Genomic DNA, 22,267 nt, shown 5'->3' on the forward strand with positions numbered 1-22,267 from the left:
ACGGGACGCAGTATCCCTCAGGAGGTCAATATGTCCGACGCCACCTTCGCCCCAAGCTACGGTCCGGTTGCGATTCCGGTCCGCGAGCTTCTGCCCTGGGCCATCTTCGCCGGCCTGCTGCTGATGTTGATGATCTATTTCGTCGGCGCGGAAGAAGGCGCGACGTCGCTTATCCGCGGCACGGCGGTGCACGAATTCGTGCATGACGGTCGCCACCTGCTCGGCTTCCCCTGCCACTAAAACGGTTCAGCATAGCTGAACTCGTTTTCTATAAAGGGTTAGTGACATGGTTGGAAAACTTTTGCTGCGCGGCATGCTTGTCGGGCTGGTCGCAGGGATTCTGGCTTTCGCCTTCGCGCGCGTCTACGGCGAGCCGCAGGTCGACAAGGCCATCGCCTTCGAAGAATCACAGGCGCAGGCCGCCGGCGAAGCGCCGGAGCCTGAGATCGTCAGCCGCGCCACGCAGGCCGGCATCGGGCTTGCCACCGGCGTTCTGGTCTATGGCGCGGCGTTGGGCGGATTGTTTTCGCTGGTCTTCGCCTATGCCTATGGCCGAATGGGCTCGCTCGGGCCGCGCGGCACGTCGGCGCTGCTGGCCGTACTCGGCTTCCTCGCCGTCATCGTGGTGCCGGGGCTGAAATATCCGGCGAACCCGCCGGCGGTCGGCAACCCCGAGACCATCGCCTACCGGACCGAACTGTTCTTCATCATGATCGTGATCTCGATCGCGGCAATGGTGGCGGCGGTGGGTCTGGCGCAACGGCTGTGGACACGGCTCGGCGGCTGGAACGCCTCGATCGTGGCGGGCCTGGCCTTCCTGGTCGTTTTCGCGCTGGTAAAGGCGGCGCTGCCCGACATCAACGAAGTGCCGGAGAACTTCTCGGCGATCGTGCTGTGGCAGTTCCGTGTCGCGTCGCTGGGCATCCAGTTGGTGTTGTGGACTGTCGTCGGGCTCGGCTTCGGCGCGGTCGCCGAGCGTGTCGTCGCGGCGCGCGACCAGCGCAGCCCGGCACGCCGCTACGCCTGAATATCCCATGCATCGGCCGCCAAGGTCCCGCGCACTGGCGGCCGTCGTGTTTCTGGCGCTCTGGCCACCTCTTGCGGCTGTCGCACCGGCGCAGGCGCATAGCGGCTCCTCGGCGCCGCCTCCTCCCGGCATCCAGATCCCCAGCCTGACCCATGGCCAGATGGCGGTGATCGACCGCTATCGCAGCGACATCCTTGCGTTGGCCCAGCGCCAGACCGCGACCGACCCGACCTTCCGGCGGCTCTACAATCACGGCAACCTGCAATTCACCTACTGTCTGTGGGGCCTGATGCCAGGCAGTCTCGGCGACGAGGAAAGCCCATTCAACGAGTGCAGCCACGCCTATCTGGCCACCGCCAAGGCGCTGCTCACCTACATGGCGACGATGCCCGCCGCCGAGCGCGACGCCAAGGCGCTGATCTCCGCCATCGACGCCGACATGGTGCGTAGCGGCGCCTCATGGATCCTGTGCCAGTTCAGCGGCGAAAGCTTCGGCACCGGCGCAGTGGTCGAGCCCAAATGGCGGGACATGGTCTTCCATATGCCGAGCCTGGCGGTGCTGGTCGCTACGGTCGCGGCACTGATCGCCGCCGCATGGTCGATCTTCGGCACATCTCGAGCCCGCGCGGCTTAGCTAAAGATTGCCGGCGCGGGTCGATTGGGTGCCAGTGCCTGCAACGACGGCCAGCAAGGTGCGCAATCGCAACACATCGGGATGCAACGCACCCCGGCTGTCTATCAGCGCGATCTTGCGCTGCGCCGCCGTTTCCAGATCGGCGTCATGCGGGACCGACAGCAGCCAGTCGGCAAACACCTCTTCCGGCGGCGGCAGCGGCGAGACGGCGCGCATTGTCGCCACGGTGACCCGGCGCGCCCTGCGGCGGCGTTCCGGCCGGCCGGGAGCAAGTCCGTCGTTGTGCTTATCCATGTTCGTCCTTCCCGATGAGGACTGAACCTGGTGGTGATGGAGGAAAGCCACGGAGGCCTGTGGCCGATCCGCATCTGCCTCTTGATCGCCCACCGCGATCAGTCGAGTTCAACTCTGTTCCAGGCTGGTTTCCGGGCTTCGAAGCCGTCCTCTCGGACCTGTTCCGACACCTTCCCGGGCGTATCGCCCAGTGGCTGCTCGTCGGAACGCAAGCTTCGCTACCGTTGCGGGGGCAGCGCCGGCATTGAACCGGCTTCCCAATTATCCCTCAGGCCGACTCAGGCCGAAGGGCACCTTGAACCAAGCGATCTAATCATCCGCAGGTGATGGTCGTCCATCGGAAAGCGACATCGGCGAAGCGCAAAGACGACTGGGCCAGCGGCGATGCGTCGCCTGCCTCCGCCTAGCGGAACAGCCTAGGCTGGCGTAAGGATCAGCAATCCCTGCGGCATTCCTGAGTCGCTGCAACCGAGCATGTCCCTCTCCGAAGTCCTCGCCGTCACCGCCGCCTGCTGCAGCGCGCTGAGCTCCATGTTCCTCAGCGAGCTCAGGGGTCGCGTTCCCCTGCTCCAGCTTGCCCGCTGGCAGATGCTCGCGACCTTCGCGATGACCGGCACGGTGTCGCTGGCGCTCGGCGGCTGGCACACGATCGGCCCGAGGGAGTTCTGGCTGCTTGCCGGATCGAGCTTCGCCGGCATCACCATCGCCAGCACGGCCTATTTCGCCACCATCTATTCGGTTGGCCCGCGCATCACGGCCCTGCTCTTCTCGCTCACCTCGCCTTTCGCGCTGGCGCTCGGCTATCTCGTGCTCGGCGAGACCATCCGTCCCGGGCAGGCCTTGGGCGTGGCGTTGGTGCTCGCCGGTATCGTGCTTGCCATCGGCATGCCGCGGCGCTTCCTCAGGCGCGGCGACTTGGCGCCAGCCATGCCCGTCGTCACCCCTTCCGCCGTACCGGTCAGCACCGCCCCTGCCCCGCCGCTGACAGGACGCTTGTGGCCGGGCGTCCTGCTCGGCGTGACGACGGCGATCGGCCAGGCGATCGGCACCCTGTTGGCGCGGCCGGCCATGGCCGCCGGCGTCGAGCCGTTCACGGCCATGGCGCTGCGCTCCGGCCTCGCCGTGATCCTGTTCATTGCGCTGGCCGCGACGCCATTCGGCAGGGGCAAGCGCGAAGCCGTCCAGTTCGGCACGGTCGGGCTTGCCGTGCTCTCCGCCTTCGTCGGCACCTCGCTCGGAATGTCCTGCCTGATGGCGGCGCTGCGCACCGGCAATGTCGGCATCATCTCGACATTGTCCTCGATGACACCGGTCATCATCCTGCCGATGGTGTGGTTGCGCAGCGGCCAAAGACCGACAGCCGCCGCCTGGGCCGGCGCGCTTCTCGCCATCGCCGGCACGGCGCTGATCAGCTTGAGGTGAGCCTGCTCTACAGGTGGGCCAGCACCAACCCCGCCAGGGCGGCACCGATCAGCGTCGGGATCATCCCCACCTTGAAGCGCAGCAAGGCGAGCATCGCGAGCGCCGACAGCAAGGCGGCCCGCCAGTCGATCGAAGTCAGCACCGGAACGTCCGGCCGCATCCCCGCCATATCGATCTCGACCACCTGACGGAACACGACATGCAGGCCGAACCACAGCGCGAGGTTCAAGATGACGCCGACGACCGCCGCGGTGATGGCCGAGAGCGCCGTCGACAGGGCTTTGTTGCCGCGCAGGATCTCGATGTAGGGCGCGCCGAGGAAAATCCACAGGAAGCACGGCGCGAAGGTGACCCAGGTGGTGAGCAGCGCGCCAAGGCCGCCGGCAAGCCAGGGCGACAGTGTTCCGGGCGCGCGGAACGCGGCGAGATAGCCGACGAATTGCAGCACCATGACCAGCGGTCCGGGCGTGGTCTCGGCCAAGCCCAGGCCATCGAGCATCTCGCCCGGCGTCAGCCAATGGAAGGTGCCGACGGCGGCCTGCGCGACATAGGCAAGCACGGCGTAGGCGCCGCCGAAGGTGACGACGGCCATCAGGCTGAAGAAGCCGCTAATCTGCGTCCAGAGGCTCGACCAGCCGGTGAAGAGGCCAAGCAAGGCGACCGGACCGAGCCAGACCGGCAGCCAGATCGCCAGTACGCGCAAAGGATGCCAGCGCGTCGGCCGCGTGTGGCGCAATTCGCCGCGCTCGAACAAGGCGTCGATGATGCCGACGCTGTGCTGCCCGCAGCTCTTCGCACCGGCATGGCCGGCCGTGCTGAACATATGCGGCGCGACGCGGCTGCCGAGCCAGCCGATGAGACCCGCGGCGAGCACGATCAGCGGGAACGGGACGCGGAACAGATAGATGCCGACAAAGGCGAGCGCGGCGATCGCCAGCATGGCGCGCGTCTTCAACGCCCGTTTGCCGATGCGGATCACCGCCTCGACGACGACGGCAAGCACCGCTGCCTTGACGCCGAAGAAGAGCGCGTCGACCAGAGGCACCTGGCGATAGGCGGCATAGAGCGCGCTCAGGGCCAGCATCACCACTGCTCCCGGCAGCACGAACAGGATGCCGGCTATGAGACCGCCGGCGGTGCGATGCATGAGCCAGCCGATATAGATCGCAAGCTGCTGCGCCTCGGGTCCAGGCAGAAGCATGCAGTAGTTGAGCGCATGCAGGAAACGCTGCTCGCCGATCCAGCGGCGCTCCTCGACCAGTTCCTTGTGCATCAGCGCGATCTGCCCGGCCGGCCCGCCGAAGCTCAGCAGGCCGATTTTCGTCCAGATTTTCGTCGCCTGACCAAGCGACGGCACGTCCGGCATCGCGACCGGGCCGTCATTGTTTGCGATCGAGGCCGTCATGCGCGCGCCTCGCCCGGCTTGCCGGCCGGCCAGTTGTGGGTTTCCTCCACCGCGTCGCGGCACCAGCGATAGAAGGCATCATAAAGCAGCATGCCGGCATCGAGTTGCGCGAGGTCGTCACGATACATGCGCGACAAGCCCAGCGAGGCGGCGAGGAAGCCAGCCGCCTGCGGCGCGAGGTCAAGCCTTGCCGTGTCGGCCGCCCGCACGATCATGGCGAGGCGATCGAGGGCGGCGCAGCGCAGGCCAAACTCCTCCAGCATCGTGTCGAAGGTGCAGCCCTCGCCGCGATGGCTCCAGAACACGCCCTCGATGTCGAAAGGCGTTGCGCCGAAGCGTTCGGCGACAAGCGGCACCTCCGATGCGCTGACAAACAGGAAGACGGCGTTGCGGTCGACAAAGCGGCGGATGAGCCACGGACAGGCGATGCGGTCGACCTTCGGGCGCGCGCGCGTCACCCAGACCGTACGGCCGTTTGCGTCACGCTCCGGCAGTTGGCCAGGCGACACGAGAAGTCCCTCGGCCTGCCGCCATGCTTCGAAGCCGCCTTCCAGGCTCTCGGCCGCAACGCCGTGATGGCGGAGCCAGGCCGCGGCGCCTTGGCTGAGCTTCTGGCCGCGCTGGCAGACGACTATGACATGTCTCGCGGCGAACTCGCCGGCCCAATTGTCGGTCGTTGCAAAAGGCCGCCTTACGCTTGCCGGGAGAAGGCGCGGGTCGGCGGCATAGTCTTCTTCGGTGCGCACATCGACGACGACGGGCGCATCGGGAAGCCCCATAAGGCGCATAAGCTGATTGGCGGTGATTTCACTGTTCGACGGCATAAGCGTCCCTCCCTGACGGGATGTGTGGACGCGATACTTGGGCTGCCGCCTCACGGGGTAATCGCGATCAACCCCTTGCCGCGATCTAACCGCATCGCCGACGCGAACGCAACAAACAGTTGGATGAATGATGCCAAGCGCGGCCAACAGTGGGGCCTTCGACTAATGCGCCGCCGCCCTGGCATAGCGCCCGGGTGGTTGGCCGACATGGCGGCTGAAGGCGGTGCTGAAGGTGCTAGCGGAGCCGTAGCCGACGCGCTCTGCGACCTCGGCGATGTCGGCCTCCCGCCGGCGCAGCATGTCCTTGGCCAACGCCATGCGCCACGACAGCAGATACTCCATCGGCGGCATGCCGACGCTGCGCAGGAAGCGGTCGAAGAAGGCGGAGCGCGACAGCGCCGCCACCCCGGCCAGCTCGACAATCGTCCAGGGCCGCGCCGGGTCGGCGTGCATTTTGCGGATCGCTTCGGCCAGCCGGGCGTCGCCCAGGCCGCGCAGCAGCCCGGCCGACGCGCCGGGCGTCTGCGTCTGCCGGAGCGATTCGACCAGCAGGATTTCGATCAGCTTGGTCAGCACCAGCTCGCGCCCCGCATACTGCCCGGCGGCCTCCTCGATCAGCAGTTTCACGAGCACCGACAGCCGCTCGACGCCGCGGACATGTACTTGGGCAGGCAGCAGCGAAACCAGCAGGCCGGCATCCTCGCCGTCGAAGAGAAAATAGCCGCCCAGCATGCGCAGGTCGGGTGGGCCGTCCTGCCTGCCATGCCGCACCTCGCCATCGGCTGTCGTGGCAAGATCGGGATCGATGAAGGTCGGAACCGCAGGCTCGAAGCCCGACATGGTGAAGCCCGGCGTTGTCGGCAGCAGAACGAAGTCGCCCGCCTCGAGCGTCAAGGGCGGCTGCCCGTCCAGGGCCAGGCGGCATGAGCCCTCGATGACGATGGCGAAGCTCGGATGGCCGAAATCAGCGTAGCGCACACCCCAGCGCCCGGCGCCGCTGATGCCTTTGGTGAACACCGCGCGGGGCCTGAGCAGCCCTATGACTTCAGAGAGCGGGTCGACCATATCCCGGACTCTTGCAAACAAACTATGGACTGTCAATTATAGATAGTCCTGCCCATCGCGCATACCTTGTCGCCGCAAACCCAGCAACAAGGAAACGATCCCATGCAAACCATATTGATCACCGGCGCTTCCTCGGGCTACGGCCTGGAAACAGCCCGTCACTTCCTGGCCAATGGCTGGAGCGTCATCGCCACCATGCGCAGGCCGCGCGAGGATCTGCTGCCGCGTTCGCCGGCGCTGCGCGTCCTGCCGCTCGACGTGACGGATGAGACCAGCATCGCAACGGCGATCGATGCCGCCGGACCGATCGATGCGCTGGTCAACAATGCCGGCATCGGTATCGCCGGCGCCTTCGAGGCCACGCCGATGGCGCATATCCGCAAAATCTTCGAGACCAACACGTTCGGCGTCATGGCGATGACGCAGGCTGCGATCCCGCAGATGCGCGAGCGCGGCTCGGGCGTCATCGTCAACGTGACATCGAGCGCCACGCTGGCGCCCTTCCCGTTGGCGGCGCCCTACACCGCGAGCAAGCAGGCGATCGAAGGTTTCACCGGCTCACTGGCGCTCGAACTCGCACCTTTCGGCATTCGCGCGAAGCTGGTCGAGCCCGGCTATGGCCCGACGACGCGGTTCTCGCAAAACACGGAAGTCCGCGTCCAGGACCTGATCCCCGAGGCCTATGCCGATTTCGCCAAGGCGATCTTCGGCGATCTGGACGAGCCAGCCATGGCAGCGCCTCTGACCACGCGCGAAATCGACGTCGCCGAAGGCGTGTGGCGTGCCGTCAACGACACGACAGGAACGCTGCGTTTTCCCGCTGGCGCCGATTCGATGGCGCTGGCTGCGGTTTAGCGCGTTCGCAACCAAACGGTTGTTTTCGCGTTTGTTTAAGCCGCGGAAAGCATGTCTCGCGCCATATAGCCGTTGGTTTCGGCGGCAAACCACGCGAAACAGGGAGGAGGCCGCAATGACACGGCCAGCAGTCGAGATAGGCGACAGGGTGGCGCTGGTCGCCACGGTTACCGAGTGTATCAACGACCGCGTGGTGATAAGCCTGCCCAGCAATGATCACAGCTATTGCATGGTGGCCCCCAACGCCAAGGCTGGCGACAAGCTGCGGCTTGAGGGCGAGGTCGTGCATATCGACGAGGATTCAAACCGGATCACGGTGCAGGTGCTTGGGCGCGTCACGGTTGACAGCACCTCCGTCGAGATGGTGGCGAGGCGCCGCGATATGGATCATATCGGTTCCAACGTCCCCGGCCACTCAAGACCCAGGACACCCGCCCACCCGCACGGCAGCAGCCACCGCTGAGGCGGATAATCGGCGTGGAAGCCGTCGAACCTTTGCCGCGGCGCATTTGGCTTCTAGTGTCGCTTGAAATACTGCACTTCCCGCTCGTGTTTTTCGGCTGCCTTGCGAGATTTGAAGGTGCCGAGATTGCGGCGCCTGCCGGTCCTCGGATCGAGCTTGCGCGAATAAAGACGGTATTGGCCTGATTTCAGCTTGCGGATCATGGCGACCTCCCTGCGGCCTGAAAGGCCAACCCGCCGCCGTCGTCCAGGTTCCGGCAGCCGGCATTTGCGAAGCGGCCAGCGTGAACCATTTCACGGACGCAAGCGACACAATGTCGGAATCGACCCCGCAGCGACACAATTAGGTCGAATTATTTGTACTCAAATGACTTCCGCGACGTTATGTCAGGGTCGCGAGCGGCCGGATCGGAGGAGGGTGATATGGCGACGGCGAAGCTTCACGGCGTGGAACTCGTCAGGGGCCGGAAGTGGACGGTGCGCGTCACCGCCTATGGCACGACGCTCACCTTCCCCTTCGAGGCCGAGCAATATGCGCGCTCCTATGCCGATGGCCAGGCCTTCCGCCTCGGCGTCCAGGTGGTCGAGTTGAAGGATTGCGCCTGAGCAACCGAACCGGCGAACCGTCTCAGGCCACGCGCTGAAATACTCCTCCCACGAAAGGCGCTTAACGTCTTTCCTCGAATTGCCTCAGCGGTCACGGACGGCCCTGCGGATCGGCAGGCCGTCGCCCGAGCAGGGCCGAGCAGTCGATCTCGTCGTGGAAAAGCGCGTTCGGATCGAGCACCAGCCACGAAGCATGGGTGCGCAGGTCCCTGAGCCTGGCGTTCTTTTGCTCGCGCGCCAAACGATCGGCTTCAGTAACCGACGCCTGGTACGACCTTTCCACCTTGTGATGGTGAGGGATCCTCGACATCGGCGGAAAACGCGCTTACTCGGCTTTTCGTTCCGTCGACATTGGACGATCACACGCACCTCGCCCGATGTCTTCGTGCTCCGCGTCTTCACTGCTCCGCTGACGGGCACCAGAGAACACTTCTCATCGTGATGCCCGGGTATCGGCCAGGGCTGCCGGCAGCGCGTGTTCCTTCGGCGCCAGATGACGAACGAGCATGGCCTGGGATCAGCAGCGAGGTAGGTAGCCCGGCTTGCCTTTGGCGGTAAAAGAGCAAGGCCCTTTGACAGGCAAGCCGGGCTAAGGCCGGCTATTGGGTTTCCTTGGGGGGAGCCGGCGTGAGGACAGAGTGTCCGTTTCCGGTTGCGCCCGCAATTGTGGCTGAGGTCCTATGCGGCGGCGCAATGGTCCCAGCGATCGGAACATGATCGCAGGATACGGACCAGCCGTAAGGCGGCATAATGCCCGATCGGCTGGACAGGGCTTCGGTTTCAGGTGATTCGAACCGAAATCGCCTTTCGAGCGCTCCAGGCCACTCAAGCCCGCGCGAGGCGGCTGCGTTTTTTCAGCGTTTTTTGCACAAAAAGCTCAGCGTGCTCGGCCCATTGCGCTTCGGCGACGTCGTTCTCGCGGACGAACTGCCTGAAAGCTTCCCGCAATGCCTCGAGCTCAAAAATCGACAGCCGCTGGTTTCTTTTAAGTTTCTTTACGCCGGCGTCCATACTGCGTTGCCAAGAACAGCAAGGTGAGACGCGTAGCATAAGCGCGTGGTGTTTGGCTCATCAAGAGCTTGGCCCTGACTTCTTTTGGGGGCAATTCCGTTGCGACACCAGTGTCTTAGCGATCAGCATCGACAGGCCTGGGCGGCTCTTTCCACGAAACGCGCCTCCATCGCTATATATTGGCGCTTACAACGATCGACCAAAAGAAGCTTATGACCAAGGGCCGATTGGTCACGGCGCTGTATATGCCGCGATATGTCATTTGCTATAGACCCGAGGCTCGATTGGTGGTTTGTGTGGCGTTGTAGGTAAGGAATGACCTGCAGTTCAGGTGGCAACCGGCCCGCGTGCTCTCCTTCAAAAGGGGCGGCGCGGGTTTTTGCCATCCGGCGGTGAAGCATTCTTCCCGCCTGCGAATCGGAACCGAGCGTCGGCTAGCGTTCTTCATTAACCTTCCCTAGGGGCACGGACCAAGGTCGGTGTCGCAATTGCCTCCCCTGGCTTATACTCTGCCGGACGGGTGGGTGAACGGTGCCGATGTTCGGGCGGTATTTGAAGCAACTTGCGCTGGTCTGGAGCGGGCTCTCGCTGGCCTGGCAGTTCGTGATCGCTGGCGGCATCGGCCTTTTGGCCGTCATGCTCGTGGTCGGGCTTTGGGTGACCTCGCAGATTCGCGACGGCGTCATGCATAATTCGGCCGTCTCCACGGCGCTCTATGTCGACAGCGTGATCGCGCCACTGCTGCCCGACATGCGCAAGAGCCAGGAACTCGACGACTCCGTCAAGCGCGCGCTTGACGAGACGCTCGGCCAGGGCGCGCTCGGCAAGCGATTGCTGTCGTTCAAGCTGTGGCGGCCGGACGGTGCGATCCTATACGCCAAGGATTCCCGTCAGATCGGCCGGCAGTTCAGGCTCAACCACAACCTCAAATCCGCTTTCGCCGGCAATGTCGTGGCCGAATACAACGATCTCGACGACGACATCGCGGCGGGCGAAGAGGAAGGCTTCAACGTGCCAGTGCTGGAAATCTACAATCCGGTGCGCGAGCCCTGGTCGGGCGAAGTTGTCGCGGTCTCGGAATTCTATGAAACGGCCGACGAGTTCAAGGACTCGCTTACCTCGGCGCTGTGGTGGACATGGCTGGTGGTGGCCGGCGCCACGGCAGCAGCCCTTGCGCTGCTTTCGGGCATCGTCTTCCGTGGCAGCCGCACCATCGTCACGCAGCAGGCGGCACTCGAGGCCAAGGTCTCCGAATTGCAGGCGGCTTTGGCTCAGAACTCGTCGCTGCGGCAGCGCGTCCAGCGCGCCTCGCGGCGCGCCACCGCCATCAACGAACGGTATCTGCGGCGCATTGGGGCCGACTTGCATGACGGGCCGGCACAACTGGTGGCGCTCGCCGCGCTCAGGATGGACAGCCCCGTGCTGGTCGATCCAGGCACATCGAGCATGCTGCGCGAAGCCGAGATCGCCGGCATTCACAAGACGCTGGGCGAAGCGATGCGCGAGATACGCGGCATCTGCAACGGCCTGGTGCTGCCGCAGATCGAAACCCAGGCAGTCGCCGACATCTTGCGGCTGGCAGTGGCCGAGCATGAACGGCGCACGAGCACCAATGTGCTGCTGACGCTGCCCGAGCGCTTGCCGGAACTCGGTACCTCGGAAAAGATCAGCATCTACCGCTTCGTGCAGGAAGGCCTGAACAATGCCTACCGCCATGGCAAGGGCAAGGGCCAGCATGTCAGAGCCACGACAAAAAGCGGTAAGCTGCTGGTCGAGGTTCTGGACGCCGGCCCCGGCTTCGATCCGGGCCGGAGCGAAGGGCTTGGGCTTGCCGGCCTCAGGGAACGTATCGAAAGCATAGGCGGGCAGTTCGAAACGCTGACCGGTCCGGGAGGAACCAGACTGGTAATCACCTTGTCTGTCGAGGAGCAACCGTGAACACACCCATCCGCGTCGCCATAGTCGACGATCATCCGCTGTTTCGCGAAGGCGTGGCGCGCAGCCTCAGTGAAATAGGCGGCTTCGAACTTATCGGCGAAGGCGCCAGCGCCGAGGACGCCGGAAGGCTGGTGCGCGCCAGCACCCCCGATATTCTTCTGCTCGACATCAGCATGCCGGGCGGCGGCCTGAACGCGCTCGCCGGTATCCTGTCGGTTGTGCCCGACCAGAAGGTCGTCATGCTGACGGTTTCGGAGACCAATGCCGACGTCGCCCAGGCGCTGAAGGCAGGCGCGCGCGGCTATGTGCTGAAGGGCGTCGGCTCCAAGGCGCTGGCCGAAATCCTGCGCGATGTCGCCAACGGCCAGAGCTATGTATCGCCGAGCCTTTCGGCCAGGCTGCTTTCCGACCTTCTGCAGCCGAGCGGCAGCAAGCCCGATCCACTCAGCCAACTCACCGGCCGAGAAGCCGAGATTCTGAAACTGGTGGCCGAAGGGCTGAGCAACAAGGAGGTCGCCGCCCGGCTGTCACTGCAGGAAAAGACGGTCAAGCATCACATGACCAGGGTGCTGGCCAAGCTCAACGTGCGCAACCGGACGGAAGCGGCGCTGCTGATGCACGAGGCGAGGGAAAAGAACTGAACTGGGGAACTGGGGAACTGGGGAACTGGGGAACTGAGGAATTGAGGCGGACAGGGAGCGCTGCATCCTTTTCTCCAGTTCTCCGGTTCTCCAGTTCTCCAGTTCTTCAGTTCTTCAGTTCCCCAATTCCCCAATTCCCCTCCCCAAACGCAATCACCCCCGCCTCTCGAGGCGGGGGTGACACGCGGGGGCGCGGGAAAAAGGGGGTAGCTCTTCCAGGCCCTCACAGACTCAGCAGACGATTCAAATCCTCCTCCGTCGCCTGCCGCTCGATTATGGTGCGGCCTTGCGCATCCATCATCTGGAAGCGGCCGTTCTCAACCTGCTCCTTCATGCCGTTGCGATGCAGGACGGTGATCTTTTTGCCGTCGACCGAGAGCGTGTCGCCGGCCGCGTTGGTGTAGCTGTTCTTACCGCCGGGATTGGTGTTGCCCTTGCCGCTGTTGTTGCCCGGGCCGGCATTGGGGTTGTTGCCGCCGGCATTGCTGTTTCCCGAGTTGCCGCCGGCGTTGCTGTTGCCGGAATTGCCGCCGGCGTTGTTTCCGCCGTTGCCATTGCCATTGCCGTTGCCGTTGCCGCCATTGCCATTGCCGCCGGCATAGGCGACGGACGTGAGCCTGGTCACGCTGTCAGGCGCCAGCAGACAGGGCGCGGTGACAAGCGCCAGCACGGCAGCGGCGCGCAGCGTCAGGTTGGCAAGCCTTGTGCGGGCGGGTTGGCTCATCCTGTCCTTTTCGTGCCGGCTCCATCTCGGCATGGGCCAAAGCTCCGCTAAAGGGCATCGGCCTGAAGGAAACCGGATAGGTTAACAGAACAAGGATCACACTCAGGCGTCGCGGTGAAAGCGGCCCACGACCCATGCCCTGCCCGGTCGGACCATTTTTGCCGCCATGGCTGACCAATGTCGGAACCGGCAGCCACGGCCGAAGCTCAAAAAATTACCCCCGCACGAAGGCGGGGGTAAGGTGAGTAGCAAAGTTCTACCGCAAGACGATCAGGACCGTAGAGACGAGGCAAAAGGTGGCAACCTGATTTTGCAGCGCTGACCTTCAGTCCCTTTAAGATCTAATCCGGATAAAACCTCGCTATCACAAACTCTGTTTTACAAACTTTTCAGGCGATTGAGATCGGCCATGGTAGCCTTGCGGTCGATGATGGTGCGTCCGTACTTGTCTTCCATCCTGAACCGGCCGTTCTCGATCTTCTCCTTCATTCCGTTGCGGTGCGTGACCTGGATGCCCTTGCCGCTAACCTCGACCTTGTCGCCGGTTGCAGGGTTCACATGATCGTCGACATCGGCGGTGCTTGCCGTGCTGGCGCTTGTGCTCGTCCCTGTGCCGCTTGTGCTGCTGTTCCCGCTACTGCTGCTGTTCCCGCTGCTGCTGCTATTCCCGCTGCTGCTGCTATTCCCGCTGCTGTTGCCGTTACCGTTGTTGCCGCCGCTGTTTCCGTTCCCGTTGCCGTTGTTGCCGCCGCTATTACCGTTGCCGTTGCCGTTGTTGCCGCCGCCGTTGCCGTTACCGTTCCCGCCATTGCCGTTACCGTTGCCGCCTTTGCCGGCATAGGCTTTGGCAATCAGGGGACCGTCGATGGAGAGATTGAAAGGCGCGACAACAAGCGCAATCACAGTCAGCGCCGGCACGATTAGCCTGCAGCTCCTGCGCGAGGCGCACATCCCATTCTCCCCATGCCAGTCATTCAGCCCGTCGGCCGAACTACCCCACCGGCAAAGTCGCATCATAAGCATCCCCAATCATCTCCCCATAAGGAAGTGGCCCACGACCCCTGTCTTGTCCACTCGGACCTATTACCGCAATCTGATCAGACCTAAGTCCTACCTCAACCACTGGATGTAGTCTGACATTTTCGCCACAGAGCGGTTTTGTTCAAGTTCGGCAAGCCTTTAGGTGAGCGACGCGTCCCCGTAGACGCGCCGGGCCGACAGAGCGTTCAGGCAGGCGACGGCACCGCCCGCCGCGCCGTGACGGCGGCGCCGAAAGCAGCGGCGATGACCGCAGCGATGCCGACGGCTTGCAGCATGGTGAGCTTCTCATGCAGGAAGAGAAAGCCAGTCAGCGCCGCGCCGGCCGGCTCCAGGCACACGATCATGCCGTAGACCTTGGCCGGCATCCGGGCCAGCACCATCATCTCCAGCCAGAAGGGCAGCGCGCTGGAGAACAGGCCGACGACCACCGCGGCCGCCATGATATGCGGATCGGTAAGATGGGGCGCCGCCGCCGAAAAGCCGAAGGGCAGCGCGACCAGCGCGGCGATCGCCATGCCATAGGCCGAGGTGCGCGCGCCGAGCTCGGCGCCGGCCTTCTGGGCAAAGATGATGTAAAGCCCCCAGCAGGCCCCGGCGGCCAGCGCCAAAAGCACGCCGAACGGATCGAGGCCGAGGCTGACATCGGCAAAGGGAGAGAGCAATACGATGCCGGCGACCGCGAAAGCCACCCAGACCAGATCGAGCCGGCGGCGCGAGCCCAACATGGCGACGAACAGCGGGCCGGTGAATTCGAGCGCCACGCAGATGCCGAGCGGAATGCGCTCGAGCGCGGCGTAGAACAGAAGGTTCATCACCGAGACGGTGACGCCATAGGCGACAAGCCACGGCAAGGTTCTGCGCGACGGCAGCACTTTCCAGGGCCTCAGCACCGCCGCCAGCATCAGCGCGCCGATCAAGAGCCTGAGCATGGTGGTGCCTTGCGAGCCCAGCACCGGAAACAACCCTTTGGCGAAGGCAGCCCCTACCTGCACCGACAGGATGGCGCCGAGCAGCCCGAGCACCGGGAGCGCGCCCATGTGAGCATCCGGCTTGGCGGTTTGCGTCGTGGACAATCCTGGCTCCATCCCTACGCGGATGCAGATAGGGCGCCGCGCTCACGCTGTCGTGAGGCAGCTGCGGGTGGAGGGCTGGGACAAGGGGGAGCAGCGGCGCATTGGCCTCATCATTCTAGGGCGGAGCAAGGAGCGAAGCGACGCGCGCAGACCCTAGAATCCATTCCGTGACGCTAAGGCGTTGCAACGGTTACAGAATTCTGCACGGCCGAACTCCATGGCAAAGGTCACGGAATGGATCCTCGGGTCAAGCCCGAGGATGACGAAGCGTCTGGGATGCAGGCCCCTCCCCGATCCGCTTTGCGGATCGGCCCTCCCCACAAGAGGGAGGGTAAACTCACCCAGCCATGGCGAGCGGCGCGGCGCTCTTGTTGGGGATCTGGATATCGATCTCCAGCGTCGACATGGTGGCGCCGCGGTCCATCGAGACCTGAAGATAATCCTGGTCGATCTGCACGTGCTTGGCGATGACCGCCATGATCTCCTCGCGCAGGATGGAGACGAGATCGGGCTGGCCGCGGCTCTGGCGCTCATAAGCGAGCAGCAGCTGCAGCCGCTCGCGCGCCACCGGCGCGCTGGTGCGCCGTTTGAAGAGGTCGAGGATGCTCATGCGGCCCTCCTTCCGAGAAGCCGGTCGAGAAAGCCCTTGCGTTCGAAGGGGACGACCACCGGCAGGTCCTCGCCTTCAAGGCGTCTTGCCGCTTCAAGATAGGCCTTGGCGGCACCGTTAAGCGGTTCGGAGAGCGTGACGGGCGAGCCGAGATTCGAGGCCCTCAGCACATCCTGGCTTTCCGGGATGATGCCGAGCAGCGGCGTCGACAGTATCTCCAGCACGTCGTCGATGGAGAGCATCTCGCCGCGCGAAGCGCGCGCTGCGTCATAACGCGTGACCAGCACGTGTTTTTGGACCAACTCGCCCTGCTCGGCCTTCATGGTGCGGGCGTCGAGCAGGCCGATGATGCGGTCGGAGTCGCGCACCGACGACACTTCCGGGTTGGTGACGATGACCGCTTCGTCGGCGAAGCGCATGGCGAGCTGGGCGCCGCGCTCGATGCCGGCCGGGCTGTCGCAGAAGACATAGTCGAACACCGAGCGCAGCCTGGCGATGACTTCGGCCACACCCTCCTCGGTCAGCGCGTCCTTGTCGCGCGTCTGCGAGGCAGGCAAGAGATAGAGCGTCTCCAGCCGCTTGTCGCGGATCAGCGCCTGCGAGAGCTTCGCCGAACCCTGGATGACGTTGACGAGGTCGAACACCACGCGGCGCTCGGCGCCCATGATGAGGTCGAGGTTCCTCAGACCGACGTCGAAATCGACCAGCGCTACCTTCTTGCCGGTCTTGGCCACGGCGGCGCCTAGCGCGGCCGTCGAGGTCGTCTTGCCGACGCCTCCCTTGCCCGAAGTGACCACGACTACCTTGCCCATTATCCAGCCTCCATTGGCGATTCTTATCTTGGGTCCGGCCATCTGGGTTACGGCCGACTCTTAACTAGTTTTGCACGCGAAACCGGTCCGAAGCTTGCGCCGCCGGATCAGCCCAGCGGCACCACGCACAGCGCATCATTGTCGAGGAATGCCTGCACCGCCTTGCCGCGCGACACGCCCTCCATCTCTTCGGCCGTCGTGTACCAGCCGTCGACGGCGAGCAGCTCGGCCTCGTTCTTGCGGCAGAAGATGCGCGCCGAAATATTGCCTTCCGAGCCGGCGATGGCGCGGCCGCGCAGCGTGCCATAGACATGGATCGAGCCGCCGGCGACGATCTCGGAGCCGGACGCGACCGAGCCGAGCACGATGACGTCGCCATGCGGATGGAACACCGACTGTCCGGAGCGGATCGGCGCCTTGATCATCAGCGTGCCGGCGGCGGGCGATATTTCCCCGGCGCCCTGCCCCGCATTCGCCGACTTGGATTTGGTAGATTCGGTCTGCGCCGGCTCGATCCGGACCGCTTCGAGCCTTGCCAGTTCCGGGTCGATCGGCTCATCGCCGGACATATCGGCCTCTAGCGCTTCGGCCGGCGCTTCGTGGACGACAACCTCAGCCTTGACCACCTCTGCGGCCACTTGGGCCCGCTCCCCGGCGGCGGCTTCCAGTTCCTCGGCGCGCGCCTTGCGTCCGGCACGGCCCAGCAACCCTTCGGCGGTCGCCTCCTTGGCACCCGACAGCAGCGGCGGCAGGTCCGGCCCGAGCTCCGCGCCTTCGAGCTCGATGGCATAGACGCGAATACCGCGCGACCAAAGCACGCCGACCAGTGCGCCGATCTCCTCCGGTCCCGGTTGCAGGAGGTTCAGATCCAGCACCACCGGGCGCCCGGCAAAATAGCCCGGCGAGTTGCCGATCCAGCGATCCAGCCCCTCCAGCCAGTCGGCGATGGGGGCCTCCGGCGTCAGCGTGAAAGCGACGAAAGAGCGGGCGCGAAAGCGGATGGATTTGTTGTGCAAAGGGGCGGCGAAGGTCACGTCGAAGCGAATCCTTACTCAATGGTTAAAGGGTGGAGTCGCAATGGTTAACAAAAGGTTAATTTTGAGGTTTTGGGCCGTTAAGAGATGACGCGGCTAAGTTCTGTGGCGGCGCGGTCACAGGGGGCCGGCGGGCGTTGCGATCCCGACCGAGAACGATCCCGGACGGCCTAAGCATGTGAAATTGCTAATATACCGGGACGGTCAACACCGGCACCCTGCGGCATGGTTAATTCCTCCAGCGCAAGGAGACGGAGCATGCGTATCGATCAGGCAGGTGGCAACAGCAGCAAGCGGGCGGTCATTCGGTGGACAAGCAAGGCAGGCGCGGCAATCGGCGCACTGCTGCTGCTCGGCGGCTGCATGAGCATGGGGGCCAGAGACCAAACGAGCAGCATCGCATACCGGGCGAGCAGCGTGGACCAGTGGCTGGCGACGGCCGACGCCGACGTGGTCGTCAACCAGATGGCGGCGAAAGGCATGATCCCGGCAACCATCGACTGCCGCTTCGCCGACACCACCCCCGGACAGGTGGCCTATGTCTCGAAATTCACCTGGAAACGCGCCCCGGCAAACGCGCGCTACCACTGGGAGGTCGGCGATCCCACCTATCTCGCGAGCAAGGAAGTGCGGGCGAACCGGGTGGGGTTGAAGCGGGTTGCCGCGAAGGTCGTGCGGGATCCGGCGAGCGGGCAGACGGTGGGGTGCTCGGTTTGGGTGGGTTGAGGGTGGTGTGGACAGCCGTGGGCGGCGCGGTGTTGCCGGGTGCCAATCTCTTTTTCGGCTAAGGCGTGGCTCAAACCCGCCACCGCCTCTATAGATTGGCTCCCTTGTGCCACGAGCCATCCCATGCCCCTCCTCCCATCCCTCCGCACCCTCCTCCCCAACACCCCCATCTGGGACGCCGGCGAGCTCGCCTCGCGCGATCCCGGCTTCGATGCCCGCAATTTCGGCGCCTCGGCGCTGGTGCGCCCCGCCGACACCGCGAGCGTCTCGACGCTGGTGACGTTCTGCGCGGAGCGCGGCATCGCGCTTGTCCCTCAGGGTGGGCGCACGGGGCTGGCGGGCGGGGCGGCGACTTCCCCCGGGCAGATCATTTGCGACCTCGGCGGGCTCGCCAAGATCGAGGAGATCGATCCGTTCGCGCGGGTGGCGATCGTCCAGGCCGGCGTGACGCTGGGCGCGCTGCAGGAGGCTTGCGCCCTGCATGGGCTCGACCCGGGCATCGACCTTGCGGCGCGCGGCAGCGCCACCATCGGCGGCATGGTTTCCACCAATGCCGGCGGCATCATGGCGTTTCGCAACGGCACGATGCGCCAGCGCGTGCTCGGCCTTGAAGCCGTGCTGCCGGACGGGCGCGTCTTTTCCGACCTCACCCGGGTGCTGAAGACCAGCGCCGGCTATGATCTGAAGCACCTGTTCATCGGCGCGGAAGGCACGCTCGGCATCGTCACCCGCCTGGCGCTCAGGCTCGATCCGGTGGCCGGGGCCAGCGCCACCGCGCTGGTCGGCGTGCCGGATGCGGCAAGCGCCCAGCGCATCGTGCGGCATTTCCTCGGCCAGACCTCCACGCGGCTTGCCGCCGCCGAGATCCTGTGGCGCAATTTCGCTTCGCTGATGCAGCGCGGGCTTGGCTACGCGCCCGGGCAATTGCCGCTCGACGCGCCCTGCCTTTTGCTGCTCGGCCTCGGCGCTGACACGATGGAAGCGGCGCGGGCAGCGCTCGAAGATGGGCTGGCGGCGATCTGGGAAGAGGCCGGCGTCATCGACGGGCTGGTCGCGAGTTCGGAGGCTCAAGCCGCCGCGCTTTGGCGGTTGCGCGAGGAGACCGAGCAGATCGAGCGCGCGCATCCCATGGCGCCCTCGTTTGATGTCTCGGTGCCCGGCGGCGGGCTGGACGCCTATGTGGCGCGCATCGAGGCCGGGCTGAAGACACTCGACGCCACCTATGCGCCTTATGTCTACGGCCATCTCGCCGACGGCAATCTGCACATCTCGATCAATTGCGCCGGGCCGGTGCCACACGATCGGCACGAAGCCATCGAGGACGTGCTTTACGACGGGCTGCGTGAAGCCGGCGGCTCATTCTCGGCCGAGCATGGCGTCGGGCTCGAAAAGCGCGAGGCGTATGAGCGGCATGCCGATCCAGTGAAACGGGATTTGGCGCGGATGATCAAGGGGTTGATCGATCCGGGTAATGTGATGAATCCGGGGAAGGTGGTGAAGATGTGAGGCGGCGCTTTCGATGCCGAGGAACTGCGCTGGGTTCAGGCCGCCAGTTGCACGTCCCGCGCCGCGGCGATCATCACGCCAGCGAGCAGGCCATAGGCTGCGGCCCAGGCCTCCCGCACATCCGGCGTAAAAGCCTCGCCGAGGCCCGCCTCGAGCGTTTCGATCAAGGCCTGGCCGACGATGGCGTAGTGATGTTCCTCGACGCCATAGCCGACATGGCGCCGGGCGAGATCCTGGACGGTTGGCAGGATGGTTTCGGCGCGTGACAGCCCGTGCACGACGAAGCCCAGCGCCGCCATCAGCTTGGCGCCCTGCTTCTTCATGTCGGTCTCGCGAAACAGCGCCCTGAGGCTGCCGTCGATGGCGAACAGTTTTTCGTAGAACAAGGCCGCAGCCGCATCCTTGATCGGGACGACCTCGCGAAAACTATTCTGCACAAGCTCGATCTGGTCGGGTGTCATCGACGCGCTCCTGGATTTGGATCTGCACGACCATCCGACCTGAGCGTTTCGCGGGCATGGCGGTTGTAGGCAAGGTGTGTTTCAGGCTGGTCTCGGTTGGGTATCAGGTTGTGGAAGGGCGACGACAACCGCATATGCATGGCGCGAAGGAAGAAGACGCTGCTACAGCCTGGTTCCAGTTCCTCACGAAATGGAGGAACCGCCCGCCATCAACCTCTTCGCCGCCTCTGCCGCCGCCTTGCAATAATTCTGATCGCCATGGATCAGGATCATCACCATGGCGCCTTCGATCAACAGCGCAAGCTCGCGCGCCCGCGCTTTCGGCGCCGGGATGTTGGCTTGCGCGAGCAGCGCCTCCAACTGCGCTTCCATCAGCGCCTTGTGCTGGCGGGCGATCGTGCGCGCGGGATGGCCGGAGAGGTCGGCCAGCTCGATCGCCAGCCGGGTGAAGCCGGAGCCGGCCCAACGCGGCTTGGACGACCATTTGACCAGGCCTTCGAACAATTTGTCGACCAGCGCGTCGGCGCCGCCCGACAGGTCGATGCCGTAGCTCTGGAAGTCGGCGAAGGTGCGCTCGTGCTGCGAGGCAAGCACCGCGGTCAAAAGCGCGTCCTTGCTGTCGAAGTGGTAATAGAGCGTGCGCTTGGTGACGCCGGCGGCGTCCGCGATCTCCTCCATGCCGACGCGAAAGAAGCCGCGGCGGCGGAACAGCTTGTACGCCGCCTGCAAGATCACGGGCCTGGTCGCGTCGGATGCTCTGGGCATGGGCGCCGCCGGTCGGAAAGTATACTCGCAAGTGAATTTACATCAGCGCAGGCGAGGCATTCAATGACCCCGGCAATCGCCAATATTCGTAGGGAGGACGACGATGGAACGAGTGGTCCCCACAGCGTTCAGTGTCCCGACAGGCATTGCGACCTTGCCCGACGAAATCAGGGCAGCGCCGGCGACGCCCAAGCTGATGACCGATATGACCTGCATCGAGGATCTGCGCCAGGCGGCGCGGCGGCGCGTGCCGCGCGTCTTCAACGACTATCTCGAAGCCGGCTCCTATGCCGAGCAGACGCTGCGCGCCAATCGCGCCGACCTCGAGCGCATTGCGCTGAAGCAGCGCGTGCTGGTCGATGTCTCGCAGCGCGACACGGCAACCACGATCCTCGGCGAAAAGGTGTCGCTGCCGGTGGCGCTGGCGCCAATCGGCCTCGGCGGCATGCAATGGGCCGATGGCGAGATCCTCGCCTGCCGGGCCGCCAAGGCCGCCGGCATTCCCTACACGATGAGCACGATGTCGATCTGCTCGATGGAGGACGTGGCTGAAGCCGTCGGCTATCCGTTCTGGTTCCAGCTCTATGTGATGAAGGACAGAGGGTTCGTGCGCGCGCTCATCGAGCGGGCCATCGCCGCCCGTTGCGGCGCGCTGGTGCTGACCGTCGACCTGCAGGTTCTGGGGCAACGCCACGCCGATGTCAGGAACGGGCTTTCGGTACCGCCGGCGCTGAAACTCGGCACGATCCTCGACATTGCCAGCCATCCCGGTTGGGCTGCCAGGATGGCCACGGCAAAGAGCTGGACTTTCGGCAACCTCGCCGGCCATCTCAAAGGTGAAGACAACGTCAAGGCGGTGGCCGAGTGGGTGTCGCACCAGTTCGACCCGGCGCTCAACTGGAGCGACGTCGACTGGATCAGGAGCCTGTGGCCGGGCAAGCTGATCATAAAGGGCATCCTGAACGTCGACGATGCGCGCAACGCCGCCGGGACAGGCGCCGACGCCATCGTGGTCTCCAACCATGGCGGCCGGCAGCTCGACGGCGCGCCCTCGACCATCTCGATGCTGCCCGGGATCGCCGAGGCGGTCGGCTCCGAAATCGAGGTGCTGTTCGACGGCGGCGTGCGCTCGGGCCAGGATGTGATGCGGGCGCTGGCCTTGGGCGCCCGCGCCTGCCTGGTCGGACGCGCCTATGTGTACGGGCTCGGCGCCGGTGGCGAAGCCGGCGTGGCGACGGCCATCGAGATCCTGCGCAAGGAACTGTCGGTCACCATGGCGCTGACGGGGACGAGAAGCATCGCGGAGATCGATGGACGGGTGCTGAATTAGC

Annotated in this window: 27 protein-coding genes and 1 riboswitch; of the genes, 12 read left to right on the top strand and 15 right to left on the bottom strand. The window is 64.8% G+C overall.

Annotation, left to right across the window (positions count from 1 at the left end; all coding sequences use genetic code 11):
- The first annotated feature begins 30 nt into the window (after positions 1–30).
- From FJ988_RS28745 to FJ988_RS28755, 3 genes are read left to right on the top strand one after another with little or no spacing between them, the layout of a single operon-like run.
- Positions 31–240 (top strand): CbtB domain-containing protein, encoded by a 210-nt coding sequence (locus FJ988_RS28745; RefSeq protein WP_140822419.1) that lies wholly within the window; start codon positions 31–33, stop codon positions 238–240.
- Positions 241–286: 46 nt separating this feature from the next.
- Positions 287–1,027, top strand: a complete 741-nt coding sequence (locus tag FJ988_RS28750) for a CbtA family protein (RefSeq protein WP_140822421.1) — start codon at positions 287–289, stop codon at positions 1,025–1,027.
- A gap of 46 nt (positions 1,028–1,073) precedes the next feature.
- Positions 1,074–1,661, top strand: a complete 588-nt coding sequence (locus FJ988_RS28755) for a hypothetical protein (RefSeq protein WP_140822423.1) — start codon at positions 1,074–1,076, stop codon at positions 1,659–1,661.
- Here FJ988_RS28755 and FJ988_RS28760 read toward each other — a convergent pair whose 3' ends face one another.
- Positions 1,662–1,955 carry a hypothetical protein gene (locus FJ988_RS28760; protein ID WP_140822425.1) on the bottom strand — a complete coding sequence of 98 codons (294 nt, stop codon included), beginning with the start codon at positions 1,953–1,955 and terminating at the stop codon, positions 1,662–1,664.
- Between the two features lie 104 nt (positions 1,956–2,059).
- Positions 2,060–2,268: riboswitch (cobalamin riboswitch) on the bottom strand.
- Between the two features lie 161 nt (positions 2,269–2,429).
- On the opposite strand from FJ988_RS28760, the gene FJ988_RS28765 reads away from it, so the two are divergent.
- Positions 2,430–3,377: a DMT family transporter gene (locus FJ988_RS28765; protein ID WP_140822427.1), complete on the top strand. Its 948-nt coding sequence runs from the start codon at positions 2,430–2,432 to the stop codon at positions 3,375–3,377.
- A 7-nt stretch (positions 3,378–3,384) separates the two neighbouring features.
- Here the strand turns inward: FJ988_RS28765 and chrA are convergent, their stop codons facing one another.
- The 3 genes from chrA to FJ988_RS28780 all read right to left on the bottom strand — a co-directional run bounded on the left by chrA (position 3,385) and on the right by FJ988_RS28780 (position 6,671).
- Positions 3,385–4,782 carry a chromate efflux transporter gene (gene chrA, locus FJ988_RS28770; RefSeq protein ID WP_140822429.1) on the bottom strand — a complete coding sequence of 466 codons (1,398 nt, stop codon included), beginning with the start codon at positions 4,780–4,782 and terminating at the stop codon, positions 3,385–3,387.
- Complete coding sequence (locus FJ988_RS28775) at positions 4,779–5,606, bottom strand: chromate resistance protein ChrB domain-containing protein (RefSeq protein WP_140822431.1); 828 nt, start codon at positions 5,604–5,606, stop codon at positions 4,779–4,781. The genes chrA and FJ988_RS28775 overlap by 4 nt, the downstream gene beginning before the upstream one ends.
- A 162-nt stretch (positions 5,607–5,768) precedes the next feature.
- Positions 5,769–6,671 carry an AraC family transcriptional regulator gene (locus FJ988_RS28780; RefSeq protein ID WP_140822433.1) on the bottom strand — a complete coding sequence of 301 codons (903 nt, stop codon included), beginning with the start codon at positions 6,669–6,671 and terminating at the stop codon, positions 5,769–5,771.
- Positions 6,672–6,773: 102 nt separating this feature from the next.
- Here FJ988_RS28780 and FJ988_RS28785 point away from each other — a divergent pair, with 102 nt between their 5' ends.
- Positions 6,774–7,526 (top strand): SDR family oxidoreductase, encoded by a 753-nt coding sequence (locus FJ988_RS28785; protein WP_140822435.1) that lies wholly within the window; start codon positions 6,774–6,776, stop codon positions 7,524–7,526.
- 115 nt (positions 7,527–7,641) lie between these two features.
- The gene (locus FJ988_RS28790) at positions 7,642–7,989 is read left to right on the top strand and encodes a hypothetical protein (RefSeq protein WP_140822437.1); all 348 of its coding nucleotides are present in this window, start codon (positions 7,642–7,644) and stop codon (positions 7,987–7,989) included.
- A 53-nt stretch (positions 7,990–8,042) separates the two neighbouring features.
- On the opposite strand, the gene FJ988_RS28795 is transcribed toward FJ988_RS28790, so the two are convergent.
- The gene (locus FJ988_RS28795) at positions 8,043–8,192 is read right to left on the bottom strand and encodes a hypothetical protein (RefSeq protein ID WP_140822439.1); all 150 of its coding nucleotides are present in this window, start codon (positions 8,190–8,192) and stop codon (positions 8,043–8,045) included.
- 219 nt (positions 8,193–8,411) lie between these two features.
- On the opposite strand from FJ988_RS28795, the gene FJ988_RS28800 reads away from it, so the two are divergent.
- Positions 8,412–8,594: a hypothetical protein gene (locus FJ988_RS28800; protein WP_140822440.1), complete on the top strand. Its 183-nt coding sequence runs from the start codon at positions 8,412–8,414 to the stop codon at positions 8,592–8,594.
- 91 nt (positions 8,595–8,685) lie between these two features.
- On the opposite strand, the gene FJ988_RS28805 is transcribed toward FJ988_RS28800, so the two are convergent.
- Together FJ988_RS28805 and FJ988_RS28810 are read right to left on the bottom strand one after the other, a co-directional pair.
- Positions 8,686–8,835 (bottom strand): hypothetical protein, encoded by a 150-nt coding sequence (locus FJ988_RS28805; RefSeq protein ID WP_181183710.1) that lies wholly within the window; start codon positions 8,833–8,835, stop codon positions 8,686–8,688.
- A 584-nt stretch (positions 8,836–9,419) separates the two neighbouring features.
- Positions 9,420–9,605, bottom strand: coding sequence for a hypothetical protein (locus tag FJ988_RS28810; protein WP_140822444.1), 186 nt, complete (start codon positions 9,603–9,605; stop codon positions 9,420–9,422).
- A gap of 537 nt (positions 9,606–10,142) precedes the next feature.
- On the opposite strand from FJ988_RS28810, the gene FJ988_RS28815 reads away from it, so the two are divergent.
- Both FJ988_RS28815 and FJ988_RS28820 read left to right on the top strand, forming a co-directional pair.
- The gene (locus tag FJ988_RS28815; protein WP_140822447.1) at positions 10,143–11,543 is read left to right on the top strand and encodes a sensor histidine kinase; all 1,401 of its coding nucleotides are present in this window, start codon (positions 10,143–10,145) and stop codon (positions 11,541–11,543) included.
- On the top strand, positions 11,540–12,184 hold the full coding sequence (locus FJ988_RS28820; RefSeq protein ID WP_140822449.1) for a response regulator transcription factor: 645 nt from the start codon (positions 11,540–11,542) through the stop codon (positions 12,182–12,184). The genes FJ988_RS28815 and FJ988_RS28820 overlap by 4 nt, the downstream gene beginning before the upstream one ends.
- A 223-nt stretch (positions 12,185–12,407) precedes the next feature.
- Here FJ988_RS28820 and FJ988_RS28830 read toward each other — a convergent pair whose 3' ends face one another.
- The 6 genes from FJ988_RS28830 to minC all read right to left on the bottom strand — a co-directional run bounded on the left by FJ988_RS28830 (position 12,408) and on the right by minC (position 17,478).
- Positions 12,408–12,908 carry a hypothetical protein gene (locus FJ988_RS28830; RefSeq protein WP_140822453.1) on the bottom strand — a complete coding sequence of 167 codons (501 nt, stop codon included), beginning with the start codon at positions 12,906–12,908 and terminating at the stop codon, positions 12,408–12,410.
- A 378-nt stretch (positions 12,909–13,286) separates the two neighbouring features.
- Positions 13,287–13,826, bottom strand: coding sequence for a hypothetical protein (locus FJ988_RS30985; RefSeq protein ID WP_246688690.1), 540 nt, complete (start codon positions 13,824–13,826; stop codon positions 13,287–13,289).
- 308 nt (positions 13,827–14,134) lie between these two features.
- Positions 14,135–15,022, bottom strand: coding sequence for a DMT family transporter (locus FJ988_RS28845; protein ID WP_140822459.1), 888 nt, complete (start codon positions 15,020–15,022; stop codon positions 14,135–14,137).
- 337 nt (positions 15,023–15,359) lie between these two features.
- On the bottom strand, positions 15,360–15,632 hold the full coding sequence (gene minE / locus FJ988_RS28850; RefSeq protein WP_042638296.1) for a cell division topological specificity factor MinE: 273 nt from the start codon (positions 15,630–15,632) through the stop codon (positions 15,360–15,362).
- On the bottom strand, positions 15,629–16,444 hold the full coding sequence (minD, locus tag FJ988_RS28855) for a septum site-determining protein MinD (RefSeq protein ID WP_140644956.1): 816 nt from the start codon (positions 16,442–16,444) through the stop codon (positions 15,629–15,631). The genes minE and minD overlap by 4 nt, the downstream gene beginning before the upstream one ends.
- 107 nt (positions 16,445–16,551) lie before the next feature.
- The gene (gene minC / locus FJ988_RS28860) at positions 16,552–17,478 is read right to left on the bottom strand and encodes a septum site-determining protein MinC (RefSeq protein WP_140822461.1); all 927 of its coding nucleotides are present in this window, start codon (positions 17,476–17,478) and stop codon (positions 16,552–16,554) included.
- A 258-nt stretch (positions 17,479–17,736) separates the two neighbouring features.
- Here minC and FJ988_RS28865 point away from each other — a divergent pair, with 258 nt between their 5' ends.
- Together FJ988_RS28865 and FJ988_RS28870 are read left to right on the top strand one after the other, a co-directional pair.
- Positions 17,737–18,204 (top strand): hypothetical protein, encoded by a 468-nt coding sequence (locus FJ988_RS28865; RefSeq protein WP_140822463.1) that lies wholly within the window; start codon positions 17,737–17,739, stop codon positions 18,202–18,204.
- 123 nt (positions 18,205–18,327) lie between these two features.
- Positions 18,328–19,710 (top strand): FAD-binding oxidoreductase, encoded by a 1,383-nt coding sequence (locus FJ988_RS28870; protein ID WP_140822465.1) that lies wholly within the window; start codon positions 18,328–18,330, stop codon positions 19,708–19,710.
- Between the two features lie 35 nt (positions 19,711–19,745).
- Here FJ988_RS28870 and FJ988_RS28875 read toward each other — a convergent pair whose 3' ends face one another.
- Both FJ988_RS28875 and FJ988_RS31465 read right to left on the bottom strand, forming a co-directional pair.
- Positions 19,746–20,171: a globin family protein gene (locus FJ988_RS28875; protein ID WP_140822467.1), complete on the bottom strand. Its 426-nt coding sequence runs from the start codon at positions 20,169–20,171 to the stop codon at positions 19,746–19,748.
- Positions 20,172–20,354: 183 nt separating this feature from the next.
- Complete coding sequence (locus tag FJ988_RS31465) at positions 20,355–20,936, bottom strand: TetR/AcrR family transcriptional regulator (RefSeq protein WP_140822469.1); 582 nt, start codon at positions 20,934–20,936, stop codon at positions 20,355–20,357.
- Between the two features lie 196 nt (positions 20,937–21,132).
- On the opposite strand from FJ988_RS31465, the gene FJ988_RS28885 reads away from it, so the two are divergent.
- Positions 21,133–22,266 (top strand): alpha-hydroxy acid oxidase, encoded by a 1,134-nt coding sequence (locus FJ988_RS28885; RefSeq protein ID WP_140822535.1) that lies wholly within the window; start codon positions 21,133–21,135, stop codon positions 22,264–22,266.
- The last annotated feature ends 1 nt before the right edge of the window (position 22,267 follow it).

Source organism: Mesorhizobium sp. CU3, from assembly GCF_006442965.1.
Taxonomy (GTDB): domain Bacteria; phylum Pseudomonadota; class Alphaproteobacteria; order Rhizobiales; family Rhizobiaceae; genus Mesorhizobium.